Consider the following 20507-nt stretch of genomic DNA (forward strand, 5'->3'; position numbering starts at 1 on the left):
TCCCTCTATGATTTATCCTTAGGTTAGTATTTGTTATGATAACATTAATGCTATAGAGCTTTAGCTTTAATATGAAGGAGAGATTTCATGTCTGAACGTTTTTTTCTATATGATGATACCGTTGAAACAAAGACCCGTTTTGTAAGCTTTATGGGGGAAAATCAACGATTTGATTTAGCGATTATTCAAAGTGATCGATATTATGGGAAACACCTTGTACTGGATATTCAAAGTAATCGATTTGCTATTATCGGAGAAGATGACCTAAAGGAACCAGGCTATTTAGAGCATGCCTATCAATTAAATGGAGAAGATGCAGAGGAACTTCGTGATTTTTTATATGAGATCGTCTAATAAGAAAAGCGCAAGGCGACAAGCATAAGGCGAATAGGAATAGAAGGTGCTTTTTACCTTCAATTCCTATTTGACTAGACCCTAGAGCCGATGGCGCCTGGAGCAAGACACTAAAACTAAGTACAAACTTTTATCCTTTCTTACCTTTGAACAAAAGCGCAAGCTCCTTGAATAGCCTCGGGCAAATAAGACGCAAATGAATAGAAGACGTCCTTGGTGTTCTTTGTCTTCAATTCATTTGTGGCTAGATCCTAGAGGCAGTCTATAATCGCGACCCTGTGCTTTGGAGCTGGATACCGCGCAATTATCCACAAGTACAAGAATCTTATAATTTCCTGACGAAAAAAAGACCCCCTTATACGTCGTTTAAGGGGGTCTAGACTGTTTGTCTATATTCACTTCTTAATTTTTTTAAGGACAAAATAAGCACAGCCAAAATTACAATACTCAAAAATGTACTCCTCAAGAGTACTTATCTTTGTATCATAGGTAGCTTTTTGGTTTTGATCATCAAAAAACCCTCTTAACCTTAACTGATTGTATCCCCAATCTCCCACAATAAAATCATATTTATTTAAAATTTCACTATATCTTTCTTTAAATGCCTCTTCATTAAATCCATCTTTTTCTTCTTTGATTAATTCAAAGAATTGATTTTGAACCGTAATCATGATTTTTCACCTCATCCATATTCACTATTCTTATCATAATCGAAACAATCCCAACCATCAATTGCTATGAAATTTTCCTTTCACTTTGGAAACGATAAAAACGAGGAGGTGTTACTGTTGATAAAAACAAAATTAGCGACCACTGTATTAGGTTTGTCATTATTAACTGCATGTCAATATGGTGCCGAAGAAGATACATCTTTAATGCATGAAAATGGAAACACCATTAATGTTAGTGATCGCACTGATCTATTTAATGAAGAAGGTGCTCCTAACGCAAATGACAAAGGTTCAAGCTTTGGGTTTGTTCGACACCAAAAGAGCGGAGTTCCTCAAGATGTGGCCTACACACCAACTCCTGGAATGAACCGTGAGCAAGTTGCTAATACGATTAGCAGTCTTAGCGTACAGCTTCCGAATGTAAATGATGTCGCTACATTGGTAACAGATGAAGAGGTATTAGTGGCCTATGATACAGACTCAAAGGACCGTACCGAAACAGCAGACCAAGTCAAAAAGACAGCCTTATCTGTCGTTCCACGTTATTATCACGTGTATGTTTCAGATAATCCGAATATGATTCAACAAATTCAATCGTTTAGTCCACTTGATTCAACAAGCCGTGACATTGATGAAATTTTAACTGATACGATTCACAAAATGCTCGAATCTCCTCAAGGGCGTACTCTCAATAAAGGAGAAAATGCAAATGGTGAAGGTTACGGCGAAGTAAATGAGGATATTGATGACGATATGAAGGATGATTTCGAAAAAGTCCGGTTTGAAAAAGAGAAAATGCAATAGATATGTCATTTCATCATGTGAACTGCCCTTTGGGTGGTTCGCTTTTTTATATCTATTCGTTGATTTTTTAGCAAAACGACTGATAACCTTAATAAAAAAGGAAGAGAAAATCATTTCTCTCCCTTGTTTATTAAGCCTGAGCTTGTTTTTGTTTTGATGCCGCGTTAACCTGTTCGTCTGCGTGGTATGAAGAACGAACAAGCGGACCTGCTTCACAATGACTGAAACCTTTGCTTAGCGCAATTTCACGTAGCTCTGCAAATTCATCCGGATGATAGTATTTTTGAACTTTTAAGTGCTTCTTCGTTGGCTGTAAGTATTGTCCAATAGTCATGATATCAACATCATTTGCTCTTAAATCATCCATTGTTTCAATGATCTGCTCTTTTGTTTCGCCTAAACCGATCATAAGACTGGATTTTGTTGGAATTTCAGGCTGCATTTCTTTTGCACGCTTTAAGAATTCCAGTGATCGATCATATTTTGCACGTGCGCGAACTCTTGGTGTAAGCTCACGAACTGTTTCGATATTATGATTTAAAATGTCAGGCTTTGCGTCCATAAGAATTTTTAAGTTCTCATAAACACCACCCATATCAGAAGGAAGTACTTCAATTGTTGTAAATGGGCTTTTACGGCGAATTGCACGAACCGTTTCAGCAAATACCTTTGCTCCGCCGTCTTTTAAATCATCGCGTGCTACAGCTGTTACAACAGCATGCTTTAGATTCATTAAAGCAACAGAATCTGCTACGCGTTCTGGTTCTGCTAAATCAAGCTCTGTTGGAAGGCCTGTTTTAACGGCACAGAAACGGCATGCACGTGTACAAACTGCACCTAAAATCATAAATGTTGCTGTTCGACGTACTGCCCAGCATTCATGAATATTCGGGCACTTAGCTTCTTCACAAACGGTGTGAAGATTTTTCTCTCTCATTAATTTCTTTAAATCTGTATAATTTTCGTTCGTATTAAGTTTTATTTTCAACCATTCTGGCTTACGTAAATATTCTTCTTTCTTCGCCATCAGATTCAACTCCAATATGTATTCTATATAAACTAAACTCACAAAAACTTTATTATATCCGTTTACAACTTTATCACAAGGTTAGGTGCGGGACAAGAAAAAGGCCTGTATGTAATTTCTAACATTTTCTATTAATGAAATAGAAATTGAAAACCAAACTATAAAAAGAACCTTTGATATGTGTACTGATTCATAATCCGGCTTATTGAAAGTATTGCCTGACTATTCCCATGCTAACCAATAACGAGCTGCGACTATCACCAAAGAAAGAAAGAAAGAAAGGAAAGGAGCTCATTACAGTGAAAAAAGTGGTATCACTTATCATCATCTTTATGGTGATTCAACTTTCGGTCCAGACTAATGTCTTCGGAGCTGAAAAGACAGATCAACAAAAAGAAAACGAAAAGCTAATGAGCTTATATAGAAAGGTTGAAACCGTCACATCTATCCCTTGGTATGTTTTGGCTGCTATTGATCAATATGAAAGAAATGTCCGTCACTCGAGAAAGGATATTCCAAAAGCTGAAGGATCCATTGAAATTTATATAAAACCAGAGGTATGGGCTGGTCCCTTAAACCCAAACCCAAATGATAAAAATCCAGCAAGTATTGGACTATTTGGCGGAATTGGGGAAGATGGCAATGGTGACAATATTGCCGATCCAAAAAACGACGAAGATGTTCTATACTCAATGGCCCATTATTTACAGTCTTACGGTTCTGATTTAGAGAACTTAAAAATTGGTTTATGGGATTATTACCAACGTGATATGTCAGTTGGAATTATATTAGGTCATATGAAATTGTATAAACATTTTGGCCGGCTTGATTTAGACAAACATACTTTTCCTGTACCTCTAGGTCATAATTTCAGCTATAAAAACACTTGGGGTGATGCTCGTGGCTGGGGTGGTCGGAGAATACATGAAGGAACAGATATTTTTGCAAATTACGGAGTACCTGTCAAGTCCACCTGTTATGGTGTAGTCGAAATGAAGGGCTGGAACAGGTTTGGCGGCTGGAGAGTTGGAATTCGTGATATTGACAACACCTATCATTATTTTGCTCACCTTAATGGTTTTGCAGATGGCCTTAAAGTTGGACAAATTGTTGAACCCGGTCAGTTAATTGGGTCAGTAGGAAGCTCGGGATATGGTCCTCCAGGAACTGCAGGAAAATTCCCACCACATTTACATTATGGATTATACAAAGATAATGGTCGAACTGAGTGGTCATTTGATCCATTTCCACATTTAAAATCATGGGAACGAGCAGATCGAGCAGAAAGGCGAAGAAAAAAATAGAAGGCTGAATACCAAAGTATCAGCCTTCTTTTTATTATTTTATTTTCGTTTTGCTTTTACCACAGCATTGGTAATACTTGCTGCCATACCGCCCCAAATAATGACCATGCCTATAATCATCATTGCAATTGCGCTTCCACTCATGACTGTGATACCCCCTTCTTGGATTTCGAAAGTGAATTGTCAGCTGAATTACGCTTAACCGTGAATAAAACACCCACAAGCATCGCTCCAATTGCTACTGTCCATCCCCAGTTAAATAGGAAACCTAAAGGATAATCTCCGTACGGAGCAGTTAAATTGTTACGAAGGTTATCAAACATCATGTAACCTAAAACAACTGGTGTAATAATACCTAAACAAATTCTCCACCAAGTTCCCACTTGAATATCTGACGTTGTATTTGCATGTGATTGAAGATTCTTAAGCTCTTTTGCAAACCATGCAACAGCAATTACTTCAAATAAACCTGCCATTGCTACACCGAACTGGTTAATAAAGTAATCTACAGAGTCAAGGAAATATAAACCGCCTTTTGTTGCAAAAATTAAGGAGAATAATGCAGAAAGGCCACCACCAAATGCAACAGCTTTCGTTCTAGATACCTTAAATTTTTCTTGCACTCCTGCCACAAATGTTTCTACTATTGAAATTAAAGATGATAATCCCGCAAGTACTAATGAACCAAAGAATAGGAACCCGAACAGTCCATTTAGTGCCGGAAACTCATTAATAATTTGAGGGAAGACAACAAATGCTAAACCTACTCCAGCTGAAACAACTTCGCTAACTGGTACACCTTGTTGTGCTGCCATAAAGCCTAATGCACTAAACACACCAATACCTGCTAATAATTCAAAAGCTGAGTTACTAAAGCCTGTAATAAATGCGTTGTTTGTGATATCAGATTTTTTCGGCAAGTAGCTTGAATAAGTAATCATAATAGCAAAAGCGATTGATAAACTAAAGAAAATTTGACCATATGCTGCTACCCATACTTTTCCATCGGCTATTTTACTCCAGTCAGGTTTAAAGAATGCATCTAATCCTGCTGCAGCTCCTTCTAATGTTAATGCACGAATAACAATAATACCGAATAAAATAACAAGTGCCGGTATAAAAATTTTGTTCGCCACTTCAATTCCTTTTTTTACACCTGCAAAAAGAACACCTAATGCCACAACCCAAACAATGACTAAAGGTAATAATACTCCTGGTACTAACCCACCAAACTGCCCTGGTGTTTCAGCTAAATTTAAATATTCGCCAAACAGGAAGCCTTCTGTGTCTGATCCCCAGTTTAAATTAAATGAAAACACAGAATACGACATTGCCCAAGCAATAATCACTGCGTAATAGGTTGAAATAACAAATGAAATAGCAACTTGCCACCAACCAATCCATTCAGAACCCTTGCTCATTCTTCCTAGTGACATAGGAGCTGAGCCTCGATATTTATGACCAATCGTAAATTCCATAACAAGTAAAGGAATACCAGCTGTTAAAAGTGCAAATAAATACGGAATGAAGAATGCTCCTCCTCCATTTTCATAAGCTGTTGCTGGAAATCTCCAAATATTCCCTAAACCTACTGCAGAACCAATGGCTGCTAGAATAAAGCCTGCCCTAGTCCCCCACTGTGGGCGATTTTCCATCGTTTTTCCTCCTCTTTTGTTTCTCTTTTCAAAAAGTGGAAACAATTAGAAATTATATAATATTCTGATTATTTATTATAATCTATACATAGTATAAATGGACTTTATGCCTATGTCTACAAAAAATTTTGAAAAAATACTATTTTAAGATGATTTTTTCAGAAATTTTAAATAGTTTAAAATAGAATATGGAAATAGTTTATACACCCTATTAATTATCAATCATTTCTTTATTTATTTAGCTCATAAAAGTGTAAAACTGATATACCTTTTAAAAAAATATTTTTATTAAAAGTAATTTTTCATTTAAACCTTTTCATTATTAGAAGTTAAATTACTATTGAACTCATAATAAATACAAAAGAAACTTAGAATATTGCCAAGATCTAGTGACAGAAGTCCTAGTTTTCTCATACGTTTGTTCTATGAATTTTATACTTCCAATAACATAAAAAGAGAGGGCATAGCCCCCTCCACCTTACCCATTTATTTTTGTTTTTCTTGAAAAGATCACAATAAATGCGATTAATAAGATAATGATACTTACAAAACCGATAATACTGCTTCCTGTTAAGCCTAAAACAAGATAACCAATCGCTGCAATTCCTCCGCCAATTAGTGCATATGGTAATTGTGTCATAACGTGATCAATATGATGACTACCTGCTCCTGTTGAGGATAGGATTGTTGTATCAGAAATAGGTGAACAATGGTCTCCTAAAACAGAACCAGCTAGAACAGCTGCCATTGCCGGGAGTAACATACTAATATCTGTTGCAGCTGTAATCTCTGCTGCAATTGGTAACATGATACCAAACGTTCCCCATGATGTTCCTGTTGCAAATGCCATGAATGCACCTAAAACAAACATAACAACAGGTAGATAAGCAAGATTTAAATTTGATTTTTCAACGATTCCTGCTAGATATTCACCAGTGCTTAATTGTCCAATCAAATCTACAATAACCCATGCAAATAGCAGAATATAGATAGCTGGAAGCATTGATTTTATTCCTTCTTTAACAGCTAATGGCAGGTAATTAGCCTGGATGCCTTTAGCTAAGAATAGGATGACCGTCACAGCAACTCCAAATAAACCACCGTATAGAAGTGATGTAGATACATCGGTATTTTCAAATATTGTTAAAATTGTTACATCTGCCTTATCTTCAATCGCATTGTAGCCTGTGAACAACATTGATGAAACTGTTCCTACTATTAAAGCTAAGATTGGCCATACTAAATTGCCCACTGTTCCTTTATCACTAGTTGGTAAATCTTCTTTCACTTCACCAAGAGCTTCTTTTGAAGAATCGACTACCTCACCTGTCTCCATTGCACGGTTTTCATGAACCTTCATTGAACCGATATTAATGTTGAATACAGCAACCGCAAAAACTAAAATCAGGGCTGAGAATACGTAATAATTCATCGGGACCATTGCCATAAAAGCACCAAGTGGAGTATATTCAGTCACTCCATGTGTTGTTAAGATTGTCGCAATCATCGCGATAATATAAGCTCCCCAGCTGGATACAGGTGAAACAACACAAACTGGTGCAGATGTTGAGTCAATAATATAAGCAAGCTTAGCACGTGAAACTTTTTGGCGATCTGTAATTGGACGACTTACTTGTCCAACTGCGAGTGCATTAAAATAATCATCAATAAAGATTAAAATTCCTAGAAATGCAGCTGTTAATTGTGCTCCTGCACGAGTTTTCACACGTTTTTGTGCCCATTCTCCAAAAGCAGCACTTCCGCCTGAAATTGAAATAAGTGCCGTAATAATCCCTAAAAGAAGTAAGAAAAGGATAATATACACATTCCACGTATTCAATTCACCATCGGAAATAAAGATTGCTTTAATCGCCTCAAGAATCACCATTCCCGAACCTGTTATGGAAAAATCCTTAAGAATTAAAGCTGCCGATACAATTCCTACTCCAAGAGAAAGTAAAACTCTTCTTGTTAAAATAACCATTAAAATGGCGATAATCGGTGGAATAATAGAAAAAATAGTGCCTGACATGATGCAAAAAAGCCTCCCTTTTTAATATTGGAAGGCTCTGACGTTGATTTTAGAGTAATAATAGAAAATAACAATCATTACTCCTTCAGAATAATGCTATGTTATCCTCCATCTCGATCAGTAGCCCTCCATTATAGATTTTCTATAATGACAGTATTACCTTTATTTAAAGTAATACCAGCAAATGCAGCCTGACTAGCTAACATTTACTTCGGCAAAAAACCCTTTTCTGTATGATCATCGATGTCCTACTCACATACAGTACTCTTGTTTTTTGCGCCTCTACCTCATCATGAGATAAGGTGATGAAAGGTCAATATATAATTTTCACTTTCACTAGTTTAGCAGATTCAATAGGTGCTGACAACTATGGAACTTCTGGTAATTCAATCGCAGGTGAACTTTCTCCTCCATTATTATAATACTGTGGAACATCACCATGTTCAGTAATACTAATAACCGGAATAGTATTTGTAATAGTTGCTGGCTCAGTTGAAAAAGGAATAACAACCTGTACAGTAACATCAACAACAATTGAAATTTCATGAAAAGCACTGTTTATTCCGTACTCCTCAAAGCTTCGCTTGATGTCAGTATGTACATCGCCAATCATATAAAAGCTTACCGGGATATTTGGTCCAAGTGTACTTAATATAGAGTTTCCAGTTATTTGTCCTAACGGAATCGCATATACAATGCCATCATCCAATTCCATCTCCTGACTATTCCCATTTTTGCTATGAAAATTATTTTTCTCAATTTCAGTTAATTTTGTCGTAATTCGCTCTGTTATTTTATCTAATTCCCTAGTTACTGCAGCTTGGTTAAATTTTATTGTACTAACTTTTCCATCATTGTCTCTATCTATACTTACTAATTCATTCATATCAGCTCTACTTTCAGTTTCTTCTTTAACAGCTTCATGAATAATGGTTGTTGCAACAGACGTTGCTTCCATTTTAGCTATATCCATTAAAGTAGGTTCAACTTCCTTATGAACAAACCAAAAGCTTACTGCCGTTAAAATAGTAAAAATCACAAGTGTTAACAATAACACATACCGAAAAGGCAAAGGCCCCCTACGCGGGCGTCGACCGCGAAATTTAGCCAAAATAAATCCCTCCTTTACAAGCTATGTGTATGCATGTAAGGAGGGATGTACGCTCATTTTTATTATATTTTTCTCGCAAACCAGCTTTAGACCATCTTAAGTAAAGCATCTTTTCCTTTTGTTCCTACGACAATCCCAAGCTTTTCAGCCTCATAAGTGACTGATTCTAAAGGCGCTTCAAGAAGTTGTTCGATCGTACGAACCCCTACAGCACGCCCGGCAATAATTCCTCTATCTTTGAGCTTTTCATTTAATAAAGCGACATCAAGAGCGCCGCACATAATATATCCTTTTTCGCTTGTAATTGCCATAAAGTTTGTTTTTGGCAATGCAACCGTTATAGCAGTAAACTGTTTTCCATCAATGACAATCGGTGTCAGATTGACCATCGTATCCTTACACTCCTTTCTTGTTATATTTTTATGAACCAAGAAAGGATACGTGTAGATATTCGCCCTATTGACGGATCGAATTCTCGCCTAATTTCCAAGCTAAAAGATCACGCAAAAGCTCAGGCATATAAAAGACTTTTTTATCTGCATGCCCGATTTCAGGATATAACGGTCCAAGTGTGAACATATCAATTGTAGCTACTGCATAAATGCGATCCGATTCAATTTGTTCACCATTTATGAAGATATCTGTTACATGCTCTTTTCCATCGTTTAATACTTTCATACGTACGTCAATTCCATCAAATACCATCCGACCCATTACTTTTCCTCGAAATCCTAATCCTTTTAACTTCAATTGTTCCATCTTTTCCTCTCTGGATTGAACAATTACTTCTTTTAGAACATCTCCTTTTAGGAAAACCTTACATGGGTTGATAGGATGCGGGCATATGCGGTGGAGGTCCTTTCTTGTTATAGGACCTTCCGGCAGAGGCTCTAATATGATTCCCGAATTCACCATCCCCACTTCGCCATCACACCATTCTTTGATCGCCTGAACAAGGAGCTTTGGAAATGTCGAGTCATGAAACCAATCAAGTGACAAATCTTCTGTTGATTGACCTATAACTTCTGAGAGAATATGATCGCTTTTTATACTAGTTTGCTGTAACCATTGCACGGTTTCTTCACAAACCTCTTTTTCATGTTCCATTGGATACAACGTTGCTTTTTGAGCGATAATCCTTTTATCCTCCGTATCGACTGTTAAGGATATATGACCAATATATCGACCATATTTTCCTGCACCTGCTATAAGGGTTTGATTGATTTCTTTTCCCTCTGGGAGCACATGGTGTGTATGTCCCCCTATAATGACATCAATATCAGGAAACTCATTTGCAATTACTTCATCATCACTAATCCCTAAATGTGAAAGCAGAACAATGATATCAGCCTGGTCCTTAACCTGCTCAATTGTTTCCTTTAAACTTTGAAAAGGATCTTTTACTCTCCATCCTAACAACTCATAGAACTTCTCATAAAAAACAGTTACACCCAACAAAGCCATCTTTGTTCCATTATGTAAAGTTAAAATATGATACGGAACGACCCATTTAGGCCTCTCTCCGAATTCTGTATACAAATTGGAAAGAATGACTGGAAACTGTGCGTGCTCATAGAGTGTATCGAGATCTTCGTGTGAAAACGTAATTCCTTCGTTGTTTCCAATTGTCACAGCATCATACTGTAATTGATTTAATAAGTAAACATTCGCTTTTCCTTTAGTTGCCTCTGTGATCGGATGAAATCGATCTGCATGATCACCGATATCAAGTAAGATCATTTGCTCTTGTTTCTTGTAATGGAGTTCCTTTTTCGTTTTGAGAAACTGTACAATAGATGGCCAGTTTTCAAAATGACTATGTAAATCGTTCGTATGATAAAGGTGAACTGTCTCTAACATATTCCTCTCTCCTTATTTCATATGCTAGCTACTTGAGACCATACAAAGATTATCCTAGTCTTCATCTGAAAACAAGCTTAATTGTTTTTCAGCAAGTCCCGAATAATGTATTCCTAGTAATTGAATCATCATCTTTGCATTCTCTGCAGCGTCACCACCAGAGTTATTATTAAAAAGCATATAGATCATCTCTGTATGGCTTCTGATTTTTGATAGATATTCTTGCCACTCTTGTAATTCTTTTTCATTATAACGATATAAATAACGTACATCACGCCAATTATCACCATTTGCAGGTTTGTTCCAGCCATGTACATTGCGACCGTGAAGACGAATCAACGTCTTTTTAGGGTTGGTAGGATGTAAAACAGTAGGTATTGATCTTTCACCGGCCTGCGGCTCATCGACAATACTATGAATCCATCTCTCATCCTCCATAAACCTTAATGTTTTTTCATAATAAGCCGGGGAAAACCATGAACGATTTCGAAATTCAAGCGCAACCTCTGTATCTCCCATTTTTTCTCGACACCATTTTAAATAAGCTACATTCTCCTTCGTGCATGAAAACCAAGGTGGAAATTGAAACAATACCATTGCAAGCTTTTTGGATGCTTTTAACGGTTCGAGTGACTTGATGTAAGCATTGAACATTTCAATTTTACTATCAAAAGGGATCTCACCACGAAGATGGCCAGTCATACCCTGATAGGCCTTAGCAATAAATTGAAAGCTTTCCGGTGTGTCTCTAACCCACTTTTCCATATTACGCTCAGGTTGAATCGCATAAAAAGAAGAATCTATTTCGACAGTAGGAAAATGAGCAGCATATTCTTGTAATTTATTTGTTGTATTTGAGTTATCGTAGAGAGAATCATGATCTCCCCAACCGGTTAATCCTATTTGAATGGTCGACATTCAGAATCACCCTGGGTTCTAGTTTTATGTTTTCTACCCATACTATACCATGACTTGAAAAGATAGAACATTTCAAAGAAAAGAAAAGATGGGATTAACACCATTGTCAATCCCCTCAAGTCATATTTTTCTGATGTAATTATATCTCATTAATATGACCTACTAATTATTTTTAAACCGTTTTATCACAGTCCTTTTACAATAAACCTGCATAAGATGAAATACAAATCCTCGGTTACTGCTTGGTTAATTAAAGACACAAAGTATTTGACTTGTGTATTCAATATATTTCATAAATAGGTGATAATATGTGCAAAAAAAGTGACAAGAAAAAATGTGTCATTGGACCTTTAAATGCAAAACAGCGTAATGTGAAGGCATTTAATATTCGGTATAGAACAGCAATGAGCCAAATGAATACTCATCTAGCAGAACACCAATGTAACGGTGATGAAGGCTTGTTTCCTAACAAGATTGGTAACTTTTCAAAAGGATTACCCCATAATACACTTGGTGAAGTGGACATTAATTCGTATAAAAGCTTTATAAAAGCACTTAATTCTGGTAAAGTTGATGATTTCAATGCCATCCCTATGGGAGGTGTTGTAAAACTTGCGAATCCACAGGGAGCCTATGTGTTTGATCTTATTGGAGCTGATTGTCACAAAATGAGTATAGCAGTACCTCCAACATTTAGTAGTACATGGAATGCAGGTGAAATGGTAGAAGTATACTGGCAATCTATCACCCGTGATGTACCTTTTCAAGAATATGATATACATCCTCTCATGATCGCGGCAGCAACTGAATTATCAGGACTTACTGATTTTCGTGGACCAAAAATGGCTGGTGAGGTTACAACAGAAACTTTATTCCGTGGAGATACACCTGGTGATCTTGTTGGACCATATATCTCGCAATTTCTTTTATTGGACATTCCTTTTGGAGCAAAAACAATCACACAGCAATATCGAACTACACTAGCTGGATCTGACCATATGACATCCTATAATGAATGGTTGAACATTCAAAATGGAGAACCTCCTAAAGCATCGATAACTGATCCTGAACCTCGCTATATTCGCAATGGCCGTGATTTGTCTGCATATGTTCGTCAAGATTTCACTTTTCAATCTCCTCTTTCTGCTTGCTTGATTCTCCAAGGCTTGGGAAAAGAAGCAACTTCACCATCTAATCCATATTTATCTTCAGCAACTGAGGGAGGCTTTGTCACTTTTGGTGCTGCTCATATACTAGATTTAGTAACAAAAGTAGCTAGAGCTTCACTTGAGGCTGCATGGTTTCAAAAATTCTTAGTCCATCGGAGAATTCGACCAGAAGAATTTGGGGGGCGCGTCCATAATCATTTAACCGGAAAAGCCTATTACCCTATCCACAGAGATCTATTGGATTCACAAGTAGTTTCGAAGGTCTTTAATCAATTTGGCACTTATTTGCTACCAGTGGCTTATCCTGAGGGTTGTCCTACTCATCCTGCATATCCTGCAGGGCACGCTTGCATTGTTGGAGCAGGTGTTACAGTTCTAAAAGCATTTTTTAACGAAACATTTGTTATTCCAAAACCTGTTGTCGCAGCTCCAGATGGACTTTCTTTACTTCCTTACAAAGGTGCTCCTTTAACCATTGGTGGAGAATTAAATAAACTTGCTTCAAATATCGCCCTTGGGCGTAATACAGCTGGTGTTCATTGGCGTTCTGATGGAATCGAGGGATTAAAAATGGGAGAATCAGTCGCCATCCAAATTCTTAAGGACTATAGAAAAACATACAATGAAGACTTTTGTGGATATTCCCTTACTAAATTTGATGGTACTACCATTACAATATAATAAAATAGAGAACAAAAAGCGCAAGCACCGCAAAAGGAGTTGGATGTCGGAGCGCTTATAAACAGTTCAAGAATTTTGTAATTTCCCAAACAATAAAAGAAGAAGACGAACTAAAACGTTCGTCTTCTTTGTAATAACATATTTAAACCTATTTAATACAAGGTCTTTTTATAAGTTATCCAATAGAACCTTCCATTTCGAACTTTATCAGGCGGTTCATTTCAACTGCATATTCCATTGGAAGCTCTTTAGTAAATGGCTCGATAAAGCCCATTACGATCATTTCAGTTGCTTCTTCTTCCGAAATACCGCGGCTCATTAGATAGAATAATTGCTCTTCAGATACTTTTGATACTTTCGCTTCGTGCTCAAGAGAAATATTGTCATTCAAGATTTCATTATATGGAATTGTATCAGATGTTGATTGATTATCCATGATAAGCGTATCACATTCAATATTTGATCTTGCACCTTCAGCTTTACGTCCGAAGTGAACAATACCGCGATATGTTACTTTCCCACCTTGTTTAGAGATGGATTTTGAAACAATTGTTGAAGATGTATTTGGTGCAAGGTGAATCATTTTTGCACCTGCATCTTGATGTTGTCCTTTACCAGCAAGAGCAATGGATAACGTCATACCTCTTGCACCTTCACCTCTAAGGATAACGGCAGGGTATTTCATTGTTAATTTCGAACCGATGTTACCATCAATCCATTCCATTGTTGCGTTCGCATCACATACAGCACGCTTTGTAACAAGGTTAAATACGTTGTTTGCCCAGTTTTGGATTGTTGTATAACGGCAGTATCCACCGTCTTTTACGATGATCTCAACAACAGCACTATGAAGTGAGTTAGTTGTGTAAACTGGAGCTGTACATCCTTCAACATAGTGTACATGTGCACCCTCATCAACGATGATTAATGTACGCTCGAATTGACCCATGTTTTCAGAGTTAATACGGAAGTAAGCTTGTAATGGAGTATCCACTTTTACACCTTTTGGTACGTAAATGAATGATCCTCCAGACCAAACAGCTGAATTAAGTGCTGCGAACTTATTGTCTGCTGCTGGAATAACCTTACCGAAGTGCTCACGGAAAATGTCTTCATTTTCTTTTAAAGCTGTATCCGTATCTTTGAAAACAATTCCAAGATCTTCAAGGTCTTCTTTCATGTTGTGGTAAACAACCTCAGACTCATATTGTGCTGATACACCAGCTAGATATTTTTGTTCAGCTTCAGGAATCCCTAATTTATCAAACGTACGCTTGATTTCTTCAGGAACTTCATCCCATGAACGTTCGGATTTCTCAGAAGGTTTTACATAATACGTAATTTCATCAAAATTTAGTGAAGCCAAATCTCCACCCCATTGTGGCATTGGCATATTATAAAAATGCTCTAATGATTTCAAACGGAAATCAAGCATCCATTGCGGCTCATCTTTCATACGAGAGATTTCTTCCACAATCTCTTTCGTTAATCCTCGTTTAGAACGGAAGATGGAAACATCCTTGTCAGCAAACCCATACTTGTAATCGCCGATTTCAGGTGCCTTTTTTGCCATCTACATTCACTCCAATCCATTTAGATTTTTGGTATGAAAAGCGCAAGCGCCTTGATCAGCCTCGGGCAAATAAGACGGTTTAGAATAGAAAGCGTTCTTTGCCTTCAATTCTAAATTGGCTTATGACCCCGAGGGGCTAGGCGCTGGAGCTAGACACCCAAACTAAGTATAAAATTTATACTTTTTTAAACTTCAAAAAATTATTCGTTGCCTTCTTTTACGCCTTTTTCCATTGCCTTCCAAGCAAGTGTTGCACATTTAATACGTGCAGGGAATTTTGCTACTCCCTGTAATGCTTCAATATCACCTAGGTCGATATCATCATCATATTCTTTACCAAGCATCATATTCGAAAAGATTTCTGAAAGCTTTAATGCTTCATCTAATTTTTTCCCTTTAATTGCTTGTGTCATCATAGATGCTGATGACATAGAGATGGAACAGCCTTCACCTTCGAATTTCGCATCTTTTACCATATCATCCTCAAGATCAAGTGTTAAACGAATGCGATCTCCACATGTAGGGTTGTTCATATCCACCGTTAGGCTGTTATCAAGAATCCCTTTATTTCGAGGGTTTTTATAATGGTCCATAATCACTTGACGATAAAGTGTATCAAGATTTACATGATTAGACATTACTGAAGTACTCCTTTGTCTTTTTAATACCTGCAACTAATTTATCAACTTCTTCTTCTGTGTTGTACAGGTAAAAACTAGCCCTTGCTGTTGCAGATACCTTTAGCCATTTCATTAAAGGCTGTGCACAATGGTGTCCTGCACGAACAGCAATTCCCTCAGCATCTAAAACAGTTGCAACATCATGCGGGTGAACATCATCAATATTAAATGTTACTAAGCCTGCACGATGTTTAGGTCCGTAGATGGTCATGCCGTCAATCTGGCTTAATTGTTCCAATGCATATTGAGCTAGTTTATGCTCATGTGCTTCTATTGTTTCTAAGCCAATTTCCTCAAGAAAATCAATAGCAGCACTTAGACCAATTGCTCCAGCAATAATTGGTGTCCCAGCTTCAAACTTCCAAGGAAGTTCCTTCCACGTTGACTCATGCAATCCTACAAAGTCAATCATTTCTCCACCAAATTCTACAGGTTCCATATTTTCTAATAAATTCTTTTTACCATAAAGCACACCGATTCCTGTTGGACCACACATTTTATGTCCAGAGAATGCGTAAAAATCACAGTCCAAATCGCGTACATCTATTTTCATATGAGGGGTGCTTTGAGCACCATCAACAACCATTACAGCCCCATTTTTATGAGCAATTTCAGTGATTTCCTTAATCGGATTAATGGTTCCAAGAACATTTGAAACATGCATCACTGAAACGATTTTTGTATTTGAAGTGACCGTTTCTTCAACATCCTTTAAATCAATTGTACCGTCTTCTTGTAATGGAATGTATTTTAATGTAGCACCAGTGATTTTAGCCACTTGTTGCCATGGAATAACATTTGCGTGATGTTCCATATACGTAATGACGATTTCGTCGCCTTCTTTCACATTCGTAAGCCCATAGCTCTGAGCTACGATGTTTAACGCTGTTGTTGCACCACGAGTAAAGATGATCTCTTGCATTGACTTAGCATTAATAAATCGTCTTACCTTTTCACGTGCTCCTTCATATCCGTCAGTCGCCTTTGTTCCTAACGTATGAACTCCACGGTGAACATTGGAATTGTATTCTTTATAGTAAGTTGATAAAGCATCAATAACAGCTAATGGTTTTTGAGATGTTGCGGCACTATCTAAGTAAACAAGATCCTTCCCGTTTACTTGTTGATCCAGGATCGGAAAGTGAGCACGAATATCATGGATATTCATTACTTAACTTTCCTTTCAATAACCTCTACTAACTGCTTTTTCACGCCTTCGATCGGAAGCTCTTTAACAACTGGTGCTAAGAAACCATGAATAACTAGGCGCTCAGCTTCTACTTTAGGAATACCGCGACTCATTAAGTAATAAAGCTGAATTGGATCAACACGTCCAACTGAAGCAGCATGACCTGCCGTTACATCGTCTTCATCAATTAATAAAATTGGGTTTGCATCCCCACGTGCTTTTTCACTTAACATAAGAACACGAGATTCTTGTTCTGCATTGGATTTTGATGCACCATGTTCAATTTTGCCGATACCATTGAATATTGAAGAAGCACTATCCTTCATAACACCGTGCTTTAAGATATAGCCTTCAGAGTGCTTCCCAAAGTGAACAACTTTTGTTGTAAAGTTTTGCTTTTGCTCGCCGCGACCTACTACAACTGTTTTTGTATCACCAAATGATCCATCACCGATTAGGTTTGTTACATTTTCAGAGATTGTATCTCCATCATTCATTAATCCTAGAGCCCACTCAATACGTGCATCACGTCCAGCAACACCGCGACGGTTAACATATGTTGTAACACCATTTGCTAATGTGTCAACAGCACCGTAAGTAACACGAGCGTTTGTGTTAGCAAATACTTCAGAAATAATATTGAATACACCTTCAACCTTTTCAACAGTAGAAATGTAGTTTTCTACGTATGTAACAGAGCTGTTATCTTCTGCTACAACAATGACATGGTTGAATAATGTCGTATTCGGGTTATCATGTACAAACACCGCTTGAATCGGTTCAGCAACCTCAACGTTTTTAGGAACATAGACGAATACTCCACCATTAACCAGAGCAGCATGTAAAGCTGTTAAACGATGCTCGTCAATTTTTACGCCATCTTTCATAAAGTATTTTTGGACCAAATCAGAATGTTCTTTCGCTGCAGTGTGAATATCAGTCAAAATGACACCTTGTTCTTTTAATTCATTTGATAATGAAGTAAACGCTGCAGTATTATTCACTTGAACATAAAGATTTTTATTTACTGATTCTAGATCGATTAGAGATTTCACATCTTCATGTAAATCATTAAGAGAATCAAGCTTTTGGCTCTCAACAACATGCTCTTTGAAGTTTGTGAAATTCCATTTATCAATTTTTGTTTTATCTGGTTTTGGCATTGGAAGATCCTCTAGTTTTGCAAGAGCTTGTAAGCGAAGATCCTTTAGCCAATCCGGTTCACCAAGCTGATTTGAAAAGCTTGTGACATAGTCCTGATTGATCGTTAATGTTTCCATACGTCTCATACTCCCCCTTACAATTATGCTTCTTGCCCAACAGTTTCGTCTTCAATACCTAATTCTTGTTTAATCCAGTCATATCCTTCTGCTTCTAAGCGTTGAGCCAGCTCAGGACCACCAGATTTTACAACGCGGCCTTGCATCATTACGTGTACTTTATCTGGTGTAATGTAGTTTAATAAACGTTGGTAGTGAGTGATCATTAAGCAACCGAACTCTTCGTTGCGCATTTTGTTGATTCCTTTTGCAACAATCTTCAATGCATCGATATCAAGACCAGAATCGATTTCATCAAGGATAGCGATTTTTGGTTCAATCATCATTAATTGAAGAATTTCGTTACGTTTTTTCTCTCCGCCAGAGAATCCTTCATTTAAGTAACGTTGAGCCATATCTTGATCCATTTCAAGCTCTTCCATGTTTGCATCCATTTTACGGATGAATTTCATTAGAGAAATTTCGTCACCTTCTTCGCGACGAGCATTAATAGAAGAACGTAAGAAGTCAGCATTCGTTACCCCGCTAATTTCACTTGGGTATTGCATTGCTAAGAAAAGACCTGCACGAGCGCGCTCATCTACTTCCATTTCCAGTACATCTTCACCGTCTAATGTGATGCTGCCTTTTGTTACTTCATATTTTGGGTGCCCCATAATTGCTGAAGATAAAGTAGATTTACCTGTTCCGTTTGGTCCCATGATTGCATGGAACTCTCCGCCTTTTATTTCAAGATTTACACCTTTAAGAATTTCTTTTCCATCAATTTCTACGTGTAAATCCTTAATAACTAATGTAGAACCTGCCATAATGATACCTCCATGATATATAAAGTTTACTAATTCTCATTTTATTCTCATTCTAATATTATAACAAATGAAAAGTGAACACAACCTTTATGGAATTTAGTCGAAAAATGTCGTGTATATATGGTATATCCATCATTAATTCAAAATGCAACGATATGTAGATAGAGAAATTAGCTAGCTTCTACTATATAACACATTCCTCTGTTAATCTACCCTTTCGATCCCTAGTTTATTTTCTTCTTTTATATAAAAAACATTCTAAGAAGGCGAAATTTTCTTATTTGCAAAAAAATCCTATTGAGTTCAATAAGCATCTCCTCTTACTACATAAAAAGAAGAATCAGGAGCATCCCCCTGATTCTTCAATCTATAAAACCTACTTTTTCATTTTTCTTTCAACTTCAGCATAAATCTTCTGACTTTTGCGGTATTCTTCTTCACGACTCATTTCAACATCCATACGTTTATCATGGTCTCTAGCATATTCAGCATATCCCATACCGTGTGCCTGGTGCATCGCTTTTTCCATTTCAGATGTATAATTCAGGTCGATTGAATCTTGATTCGAGTGAATAATGAATCAATCCTTTCAACTTATTATTCATTACGTTTATAAGCATAACAAGAATTTTCAAACAACTCAAAGTTCGTAAGATAATCTGACAAACCTTACTAAATTATTTTGAATCATTATGTCAGATTATATACTGTATCTGTTGTTTTACTCATAGATCCTCTATTTTACTCAATATCTTGTTTCTCGAGTTTTATTGTTTTAATTGATTTAGCTCATGTATACATTCTTGTACAAGTGTTACTGCTTGGCTCATTGCAGCTCCTCCGCCGAAAGCAGCTGTAACACCCACCGCTTCTAATATCTCCTCTTCATTTGCTCCGTTATCAAGACATCCTTTTGCATGGTAAATAATACAATATTCATCTTGCATATTGATCGCGATCCCTAAAGCAATTAAGTGCTTTTCTTTTTTAGATAATGTTCCCTCTTTAAAACAAGCCTCTGTAAATGCATTATAGTGTGTTGCAATGTCCGGCATTTTTTGTGTAAACATTCCTAAACCCATTTTATACTCATGTAAAGCAGCTTCAGTTGATGTCATAAGCTCTTCATTCTGTTCCATTTTTAACAGCTCCATTCCTGTTTCATTATCAGGTTTAGTATGCATGTTTCCTTTCGTTGTATTCAATTGAGTCAATTGTTTATCAACAAGGTTTTTTTGGTAAACAAAGAGCTATATGCTAAGGGTATAGAAAGGTTGAATTGCGCTACAGAATGCTCATCTTAAGTGTGGCAGGGGCTACCTTTCCCGCTGCTCCTACTAGAGTCTCGTATATCCGTTCTGAACAGCCTACAAAAAGAACGACCAACAAT

General features: G+C 37.0%; 20 protein-coding genes and 1 riboswitch. Of the genes, 4 read left to right on the top strand and 16 right to left on the bottom strand.

The genetic code is table 11. The annotated features are described in order from the left end of the window. The first annotated feature begins 87 nt into the window (after positions 1 to 87). The gene (locus AC4GZ8_RS18215) at positions 88 to 354 is read left to right on the top strand and encodes a DUF3055 domain-containing protein (protein WP_491083319.1); all 267 of its coding nucleotides are present in this window, start codon (positions 88 to 90) and stop codon (positions 352 to 354) included. A gap of 395 nt (positions 355 to 749) precedes the next feature. On the opposite strand, the gene AC4GZ8_RS18220 is transcribed toward AC4GZ8_RS18215, so the two are convergent. Then, positions 750 to 1025 carry a YutD family protein gene (locus AC4GZ8_RS18220; protein ID WP_491083320.1) on the bottom strand — a complete coding sequence of 92 codons (276 nt, stop codon included), beginning with the start codon at positions 1023 to 1025 and terminating at the stop codon, positions 750 to 752. Positions 1026 to 1142: 117 nt separating this feature from the next. Here AC4GZ8_RS18220 and AC4GZ8_RS18225 point away from each other — a divergent pair, with 117 nt between their 5' ends. Then, positions 1143 to 1829: a YhcN/YlaJ family sporulation lipoprotein gene (locus AC4GZ8_RS18225; RefSeq protein WP_491083321.1), complete on the top strand. Its 687-nt coding sequence runs from the start codon at positions 1143 to 1145 to the stop codon at positions 1827 to 1829. A 130-nt stretch (positions 1830 to 1959) separates the two neighbouring features. Here the strand turns inward: AC4GZ8_RS18225 and lipA are convergent, their stop codons facing one another. Beyond that, a complete protein-coding gene (gene lipA / locus AC4GZ8_RS18230) occupies positions 1960 to 2856 on the bottom strand; it encodes a lipoyl synthase (RefSeq protein WP_491083322.1) in 897 nt (298 codons plus the stop codon). Positions 2857 to 3155: 299 nt separating this feature from the next. Here lipA and AC4GZ8_RS18235 point away from each other — a divergent pair, with 299 nt between their 5' ends. Next, on the top strand, positions 3156 to 4160 hold the full coding sequence (locus AC4GZ8_RS18235) for a M23 family metallopeptidase (protein WP_491083323.1): 1005 nt from the start codon (positions 3156 to 3158) through the stop codon (positions 4158 to 4160). Between the two features lie 39 nt (positions 4161 to 4199). Here AC4GZ8_RS18235 and AC4GZ8_RS18240 read toward each other — a convergent pair whose 3' ends face one another. The 7 genes from AC4GZ8_RS18240 to AC4GZ8_RS18270 form a co-directional block, all read right to left on the bottom strand. Next, on the bottom strand, positions 4200 to 4304 hold the full coding sequence (locus tag AC4GZ8_RS18240) for a methionine/alanine import family NSS transporter small subunit (RefSeq protein WP_491083324.1): 105 nt from the start codon (positions 4302 to 4304) through the stop codon (positions 4200 to 4202). Then, positions 4301 to 5815, bottom strand: a complete 1515-nt coding sequence (locus tag AC4GZ8_RS18245) for a sodium-dependent transporter (protein ID WP_491083325.1) — start codon at positions 5813 to 5815, stop codon at positions 4301 to 4303. Before AC4GZ8_RS18245 ends, AC4GZ8_RS18240 begins: the two co-directional genes overlap by 4 nt. A gap of 478 nt (positions 5816 to 6293) precedes the next feature. Continuing rightward, the gene (locus tag AC4GZ8_RS18250) at positions 6294 to 7847 is read right to left on the bottom strand and encodes a Na+/H+ antiporter NhaC family protein (RefSeq protein ID WP_491083326.1); all 1554 of its coding nucleotides are present in this window, start codon (positions 7845 to 7847) and stop codon (positions 6294 to 6296) included. Between the two features lie 113 nt (positions 7848 to 7960). Continuing rightward, a riboswitch (Lysine riboswitch) is annotated at positions 7961 to 8140 on the bottom strand. 74 nt (positions 8141 to 8214) lie between these two features. Beyond that, the gene (gene yunB, locus AC4GZ8_RS18255; protein WP_491083327.1) at positions 8215 to 8958 is read right to left on the bottom strand and encodes a sporulation protein YunB; all 744 of its coding nucleotides are present in this window, start codon (positions 8956 to 8958) and stop codon (positions 8215 to 8217) included. An 86-nt stretch (positions 8959 to 9044) separates the two neighbouring features. Beyond that, positions 9045 to 9347 (bottom strand): YunC family protein, encoded by a 303-nt coding sequence (locus AC4GZ8_RS18260; protein ID WP_491083328.1) that lies wholly within the window; start codon positions 9345 to 9347, stop codon positions 9045 to 9047. Between the two features lie 67 nt (positions 9348 to 9414). Beyond that, positions 9415 to 10818, bottom strand: a complete 1404-nt coding sequence (locus tag AC4GZ8_RS18265; protein ID WP_491083329.1) for a bifunctional metallophosphatase/5'-nucleotidase — start codon at positions 10816 to 10818, stop codon at positions 9415 to 9417. A 54-nt stretch (positions 10819 to 10872) separates the two neighbouring features. Continuing rightward, the gene (locus AC4GZ8_RS18270; RefSeq protein WP_491083330.1) at positions 10873 to 11736 is read right to left on the bottom strand and encodes a DUF72 domain-containing protein; all 864 of its coding nucleotides are present in this window, start codon (positions 11734 to 11736) and stop codon (positions 10873 to 10875) included. Between the two features lie 308 nt (positions 11737 to 12044). Between AC4GZ8_RS18270 and AC4GZ8_RS18275 the strand changes: the two genes are divergently transcribed. Beyond that, a complete protein-coding gene (locus AC4GZ8_RS18275; RefSeq protein WP_491083331.1) occupies positions 12045 to 13586 on the top strand; it encodes a vanadium-dependent haloperoxidase in 1542 nt (513 codons plus the stop codon). Positions 13587 to 13761: 175 nt separating this feature from the next. Here AC4GZ8_RS18275 and sufB read toward each other — a convergent pair whose 3' ends face one another. From sufB to AC4GZ8_RS18310, 7 genes are all read right to left on the bottom strand, one after another. Further along, positions 13762 to 15159 carry a Fe-S cluster assembly protein SufB gene (sufB, locus tag AC4GZ8_RS18280; RefSeq protein WP_491083332.1) on the bottom strand — a complete coding sequence of 466 codons (1398 nt, stop codon included), beginning with the start codon at positions 15157 to 15159 and terminating at the stop codon, positions 13762 to 13764. A 200-nt stretch (positions 15160 to 15359) separates the two neighbouring features. Next, positions 15360 to 15797 (bottom strand): Fe-S cluster assembly sulfur transfer protein SufU, encoded by a 438-nt coding sequence (gene sufU / locus AC4GZ8_RS18285; RefSeq protein WP_491083333.1) that lies wholly within the window; start codon positions 15795 to 15797, stop codon positions 15360 to 15362. Beyond that, positions 15790 to 17007 carry a cysteine desulfurase gene (locus tag AC4GZ8_RS18290; RefSeq protein ID WP_491083334.1) on the bottom strand — a complete coding sequence of 406 codons (1218 nt, stop codon included), beginning with the start codon at positions 17005 to 17007 and terminating at the stop codon, positions 15790 to 15792. The genes sufU and AC4GZ8_RS18290 overlap by 8 nt, the downstream gene beginning before the upstream one ends. Beyond that, positions 17007 to 18317 carry a Fe-S cluster assembly protein SufD gene (sufD, locus tag AC4GZ8_RS18295; RefSeq protein WP_491083335.1) on the bottom strand — a complete coding sequence of 437 codons (1311 nt, stop codon included), beginning with the start codon at positions 18315 to 18317 and terminating at the stop codon, positions 17007 to 17009. Before sufD ends, AC4GZ8_RS18290 begins: the two co-directional genes overlap by 1 nt. A 14-nt stretch (positions 18318 to 18331) precedes the next feature. Then, positions 18332 to 19117, bottom strand: coding sequence for a Fe-S cluster assembly ATPase SufC (sufC, locus tag AC4GZ8_RS18300; RefSeq protein WP_491083336.1), 786 nt, complete (start codon positions 19115 to 19117; stop codon positions 18332 to 18334). Between the two features lie 376 nt (positions 19118 to 19493). After that, positions 19494 to 19646, bottom strand: a complete 153-nt coding sequence (locus AC4GZ8_RS18305; RefSeq protein ID WP_491083337.1) for a YuzK family famiily protein — start codon at positions 19644 to 19646, stop codon at positions 19494 to 19496. A gap of 238 nt (positions 19647 to 19884) precedes the next feature. Next, complete coding sequence (locus tag AC4GZ8_RS18310) at positions 19885 to 20256, bottom strand: carboxymuconolactone decarboxylase family protein (protein ID WP_491083343.1); 372 nt, start codon at positions 20254 to 20256, stop codon at positions 19885 to 19887. Positions 20257 to 20507: the final 251 nt, after the last annotated feature.

The sequence above is a fragment of the Metabacillus sp. RB-C-LZQ-3-1 genome, from assembly GCF_058315175.1.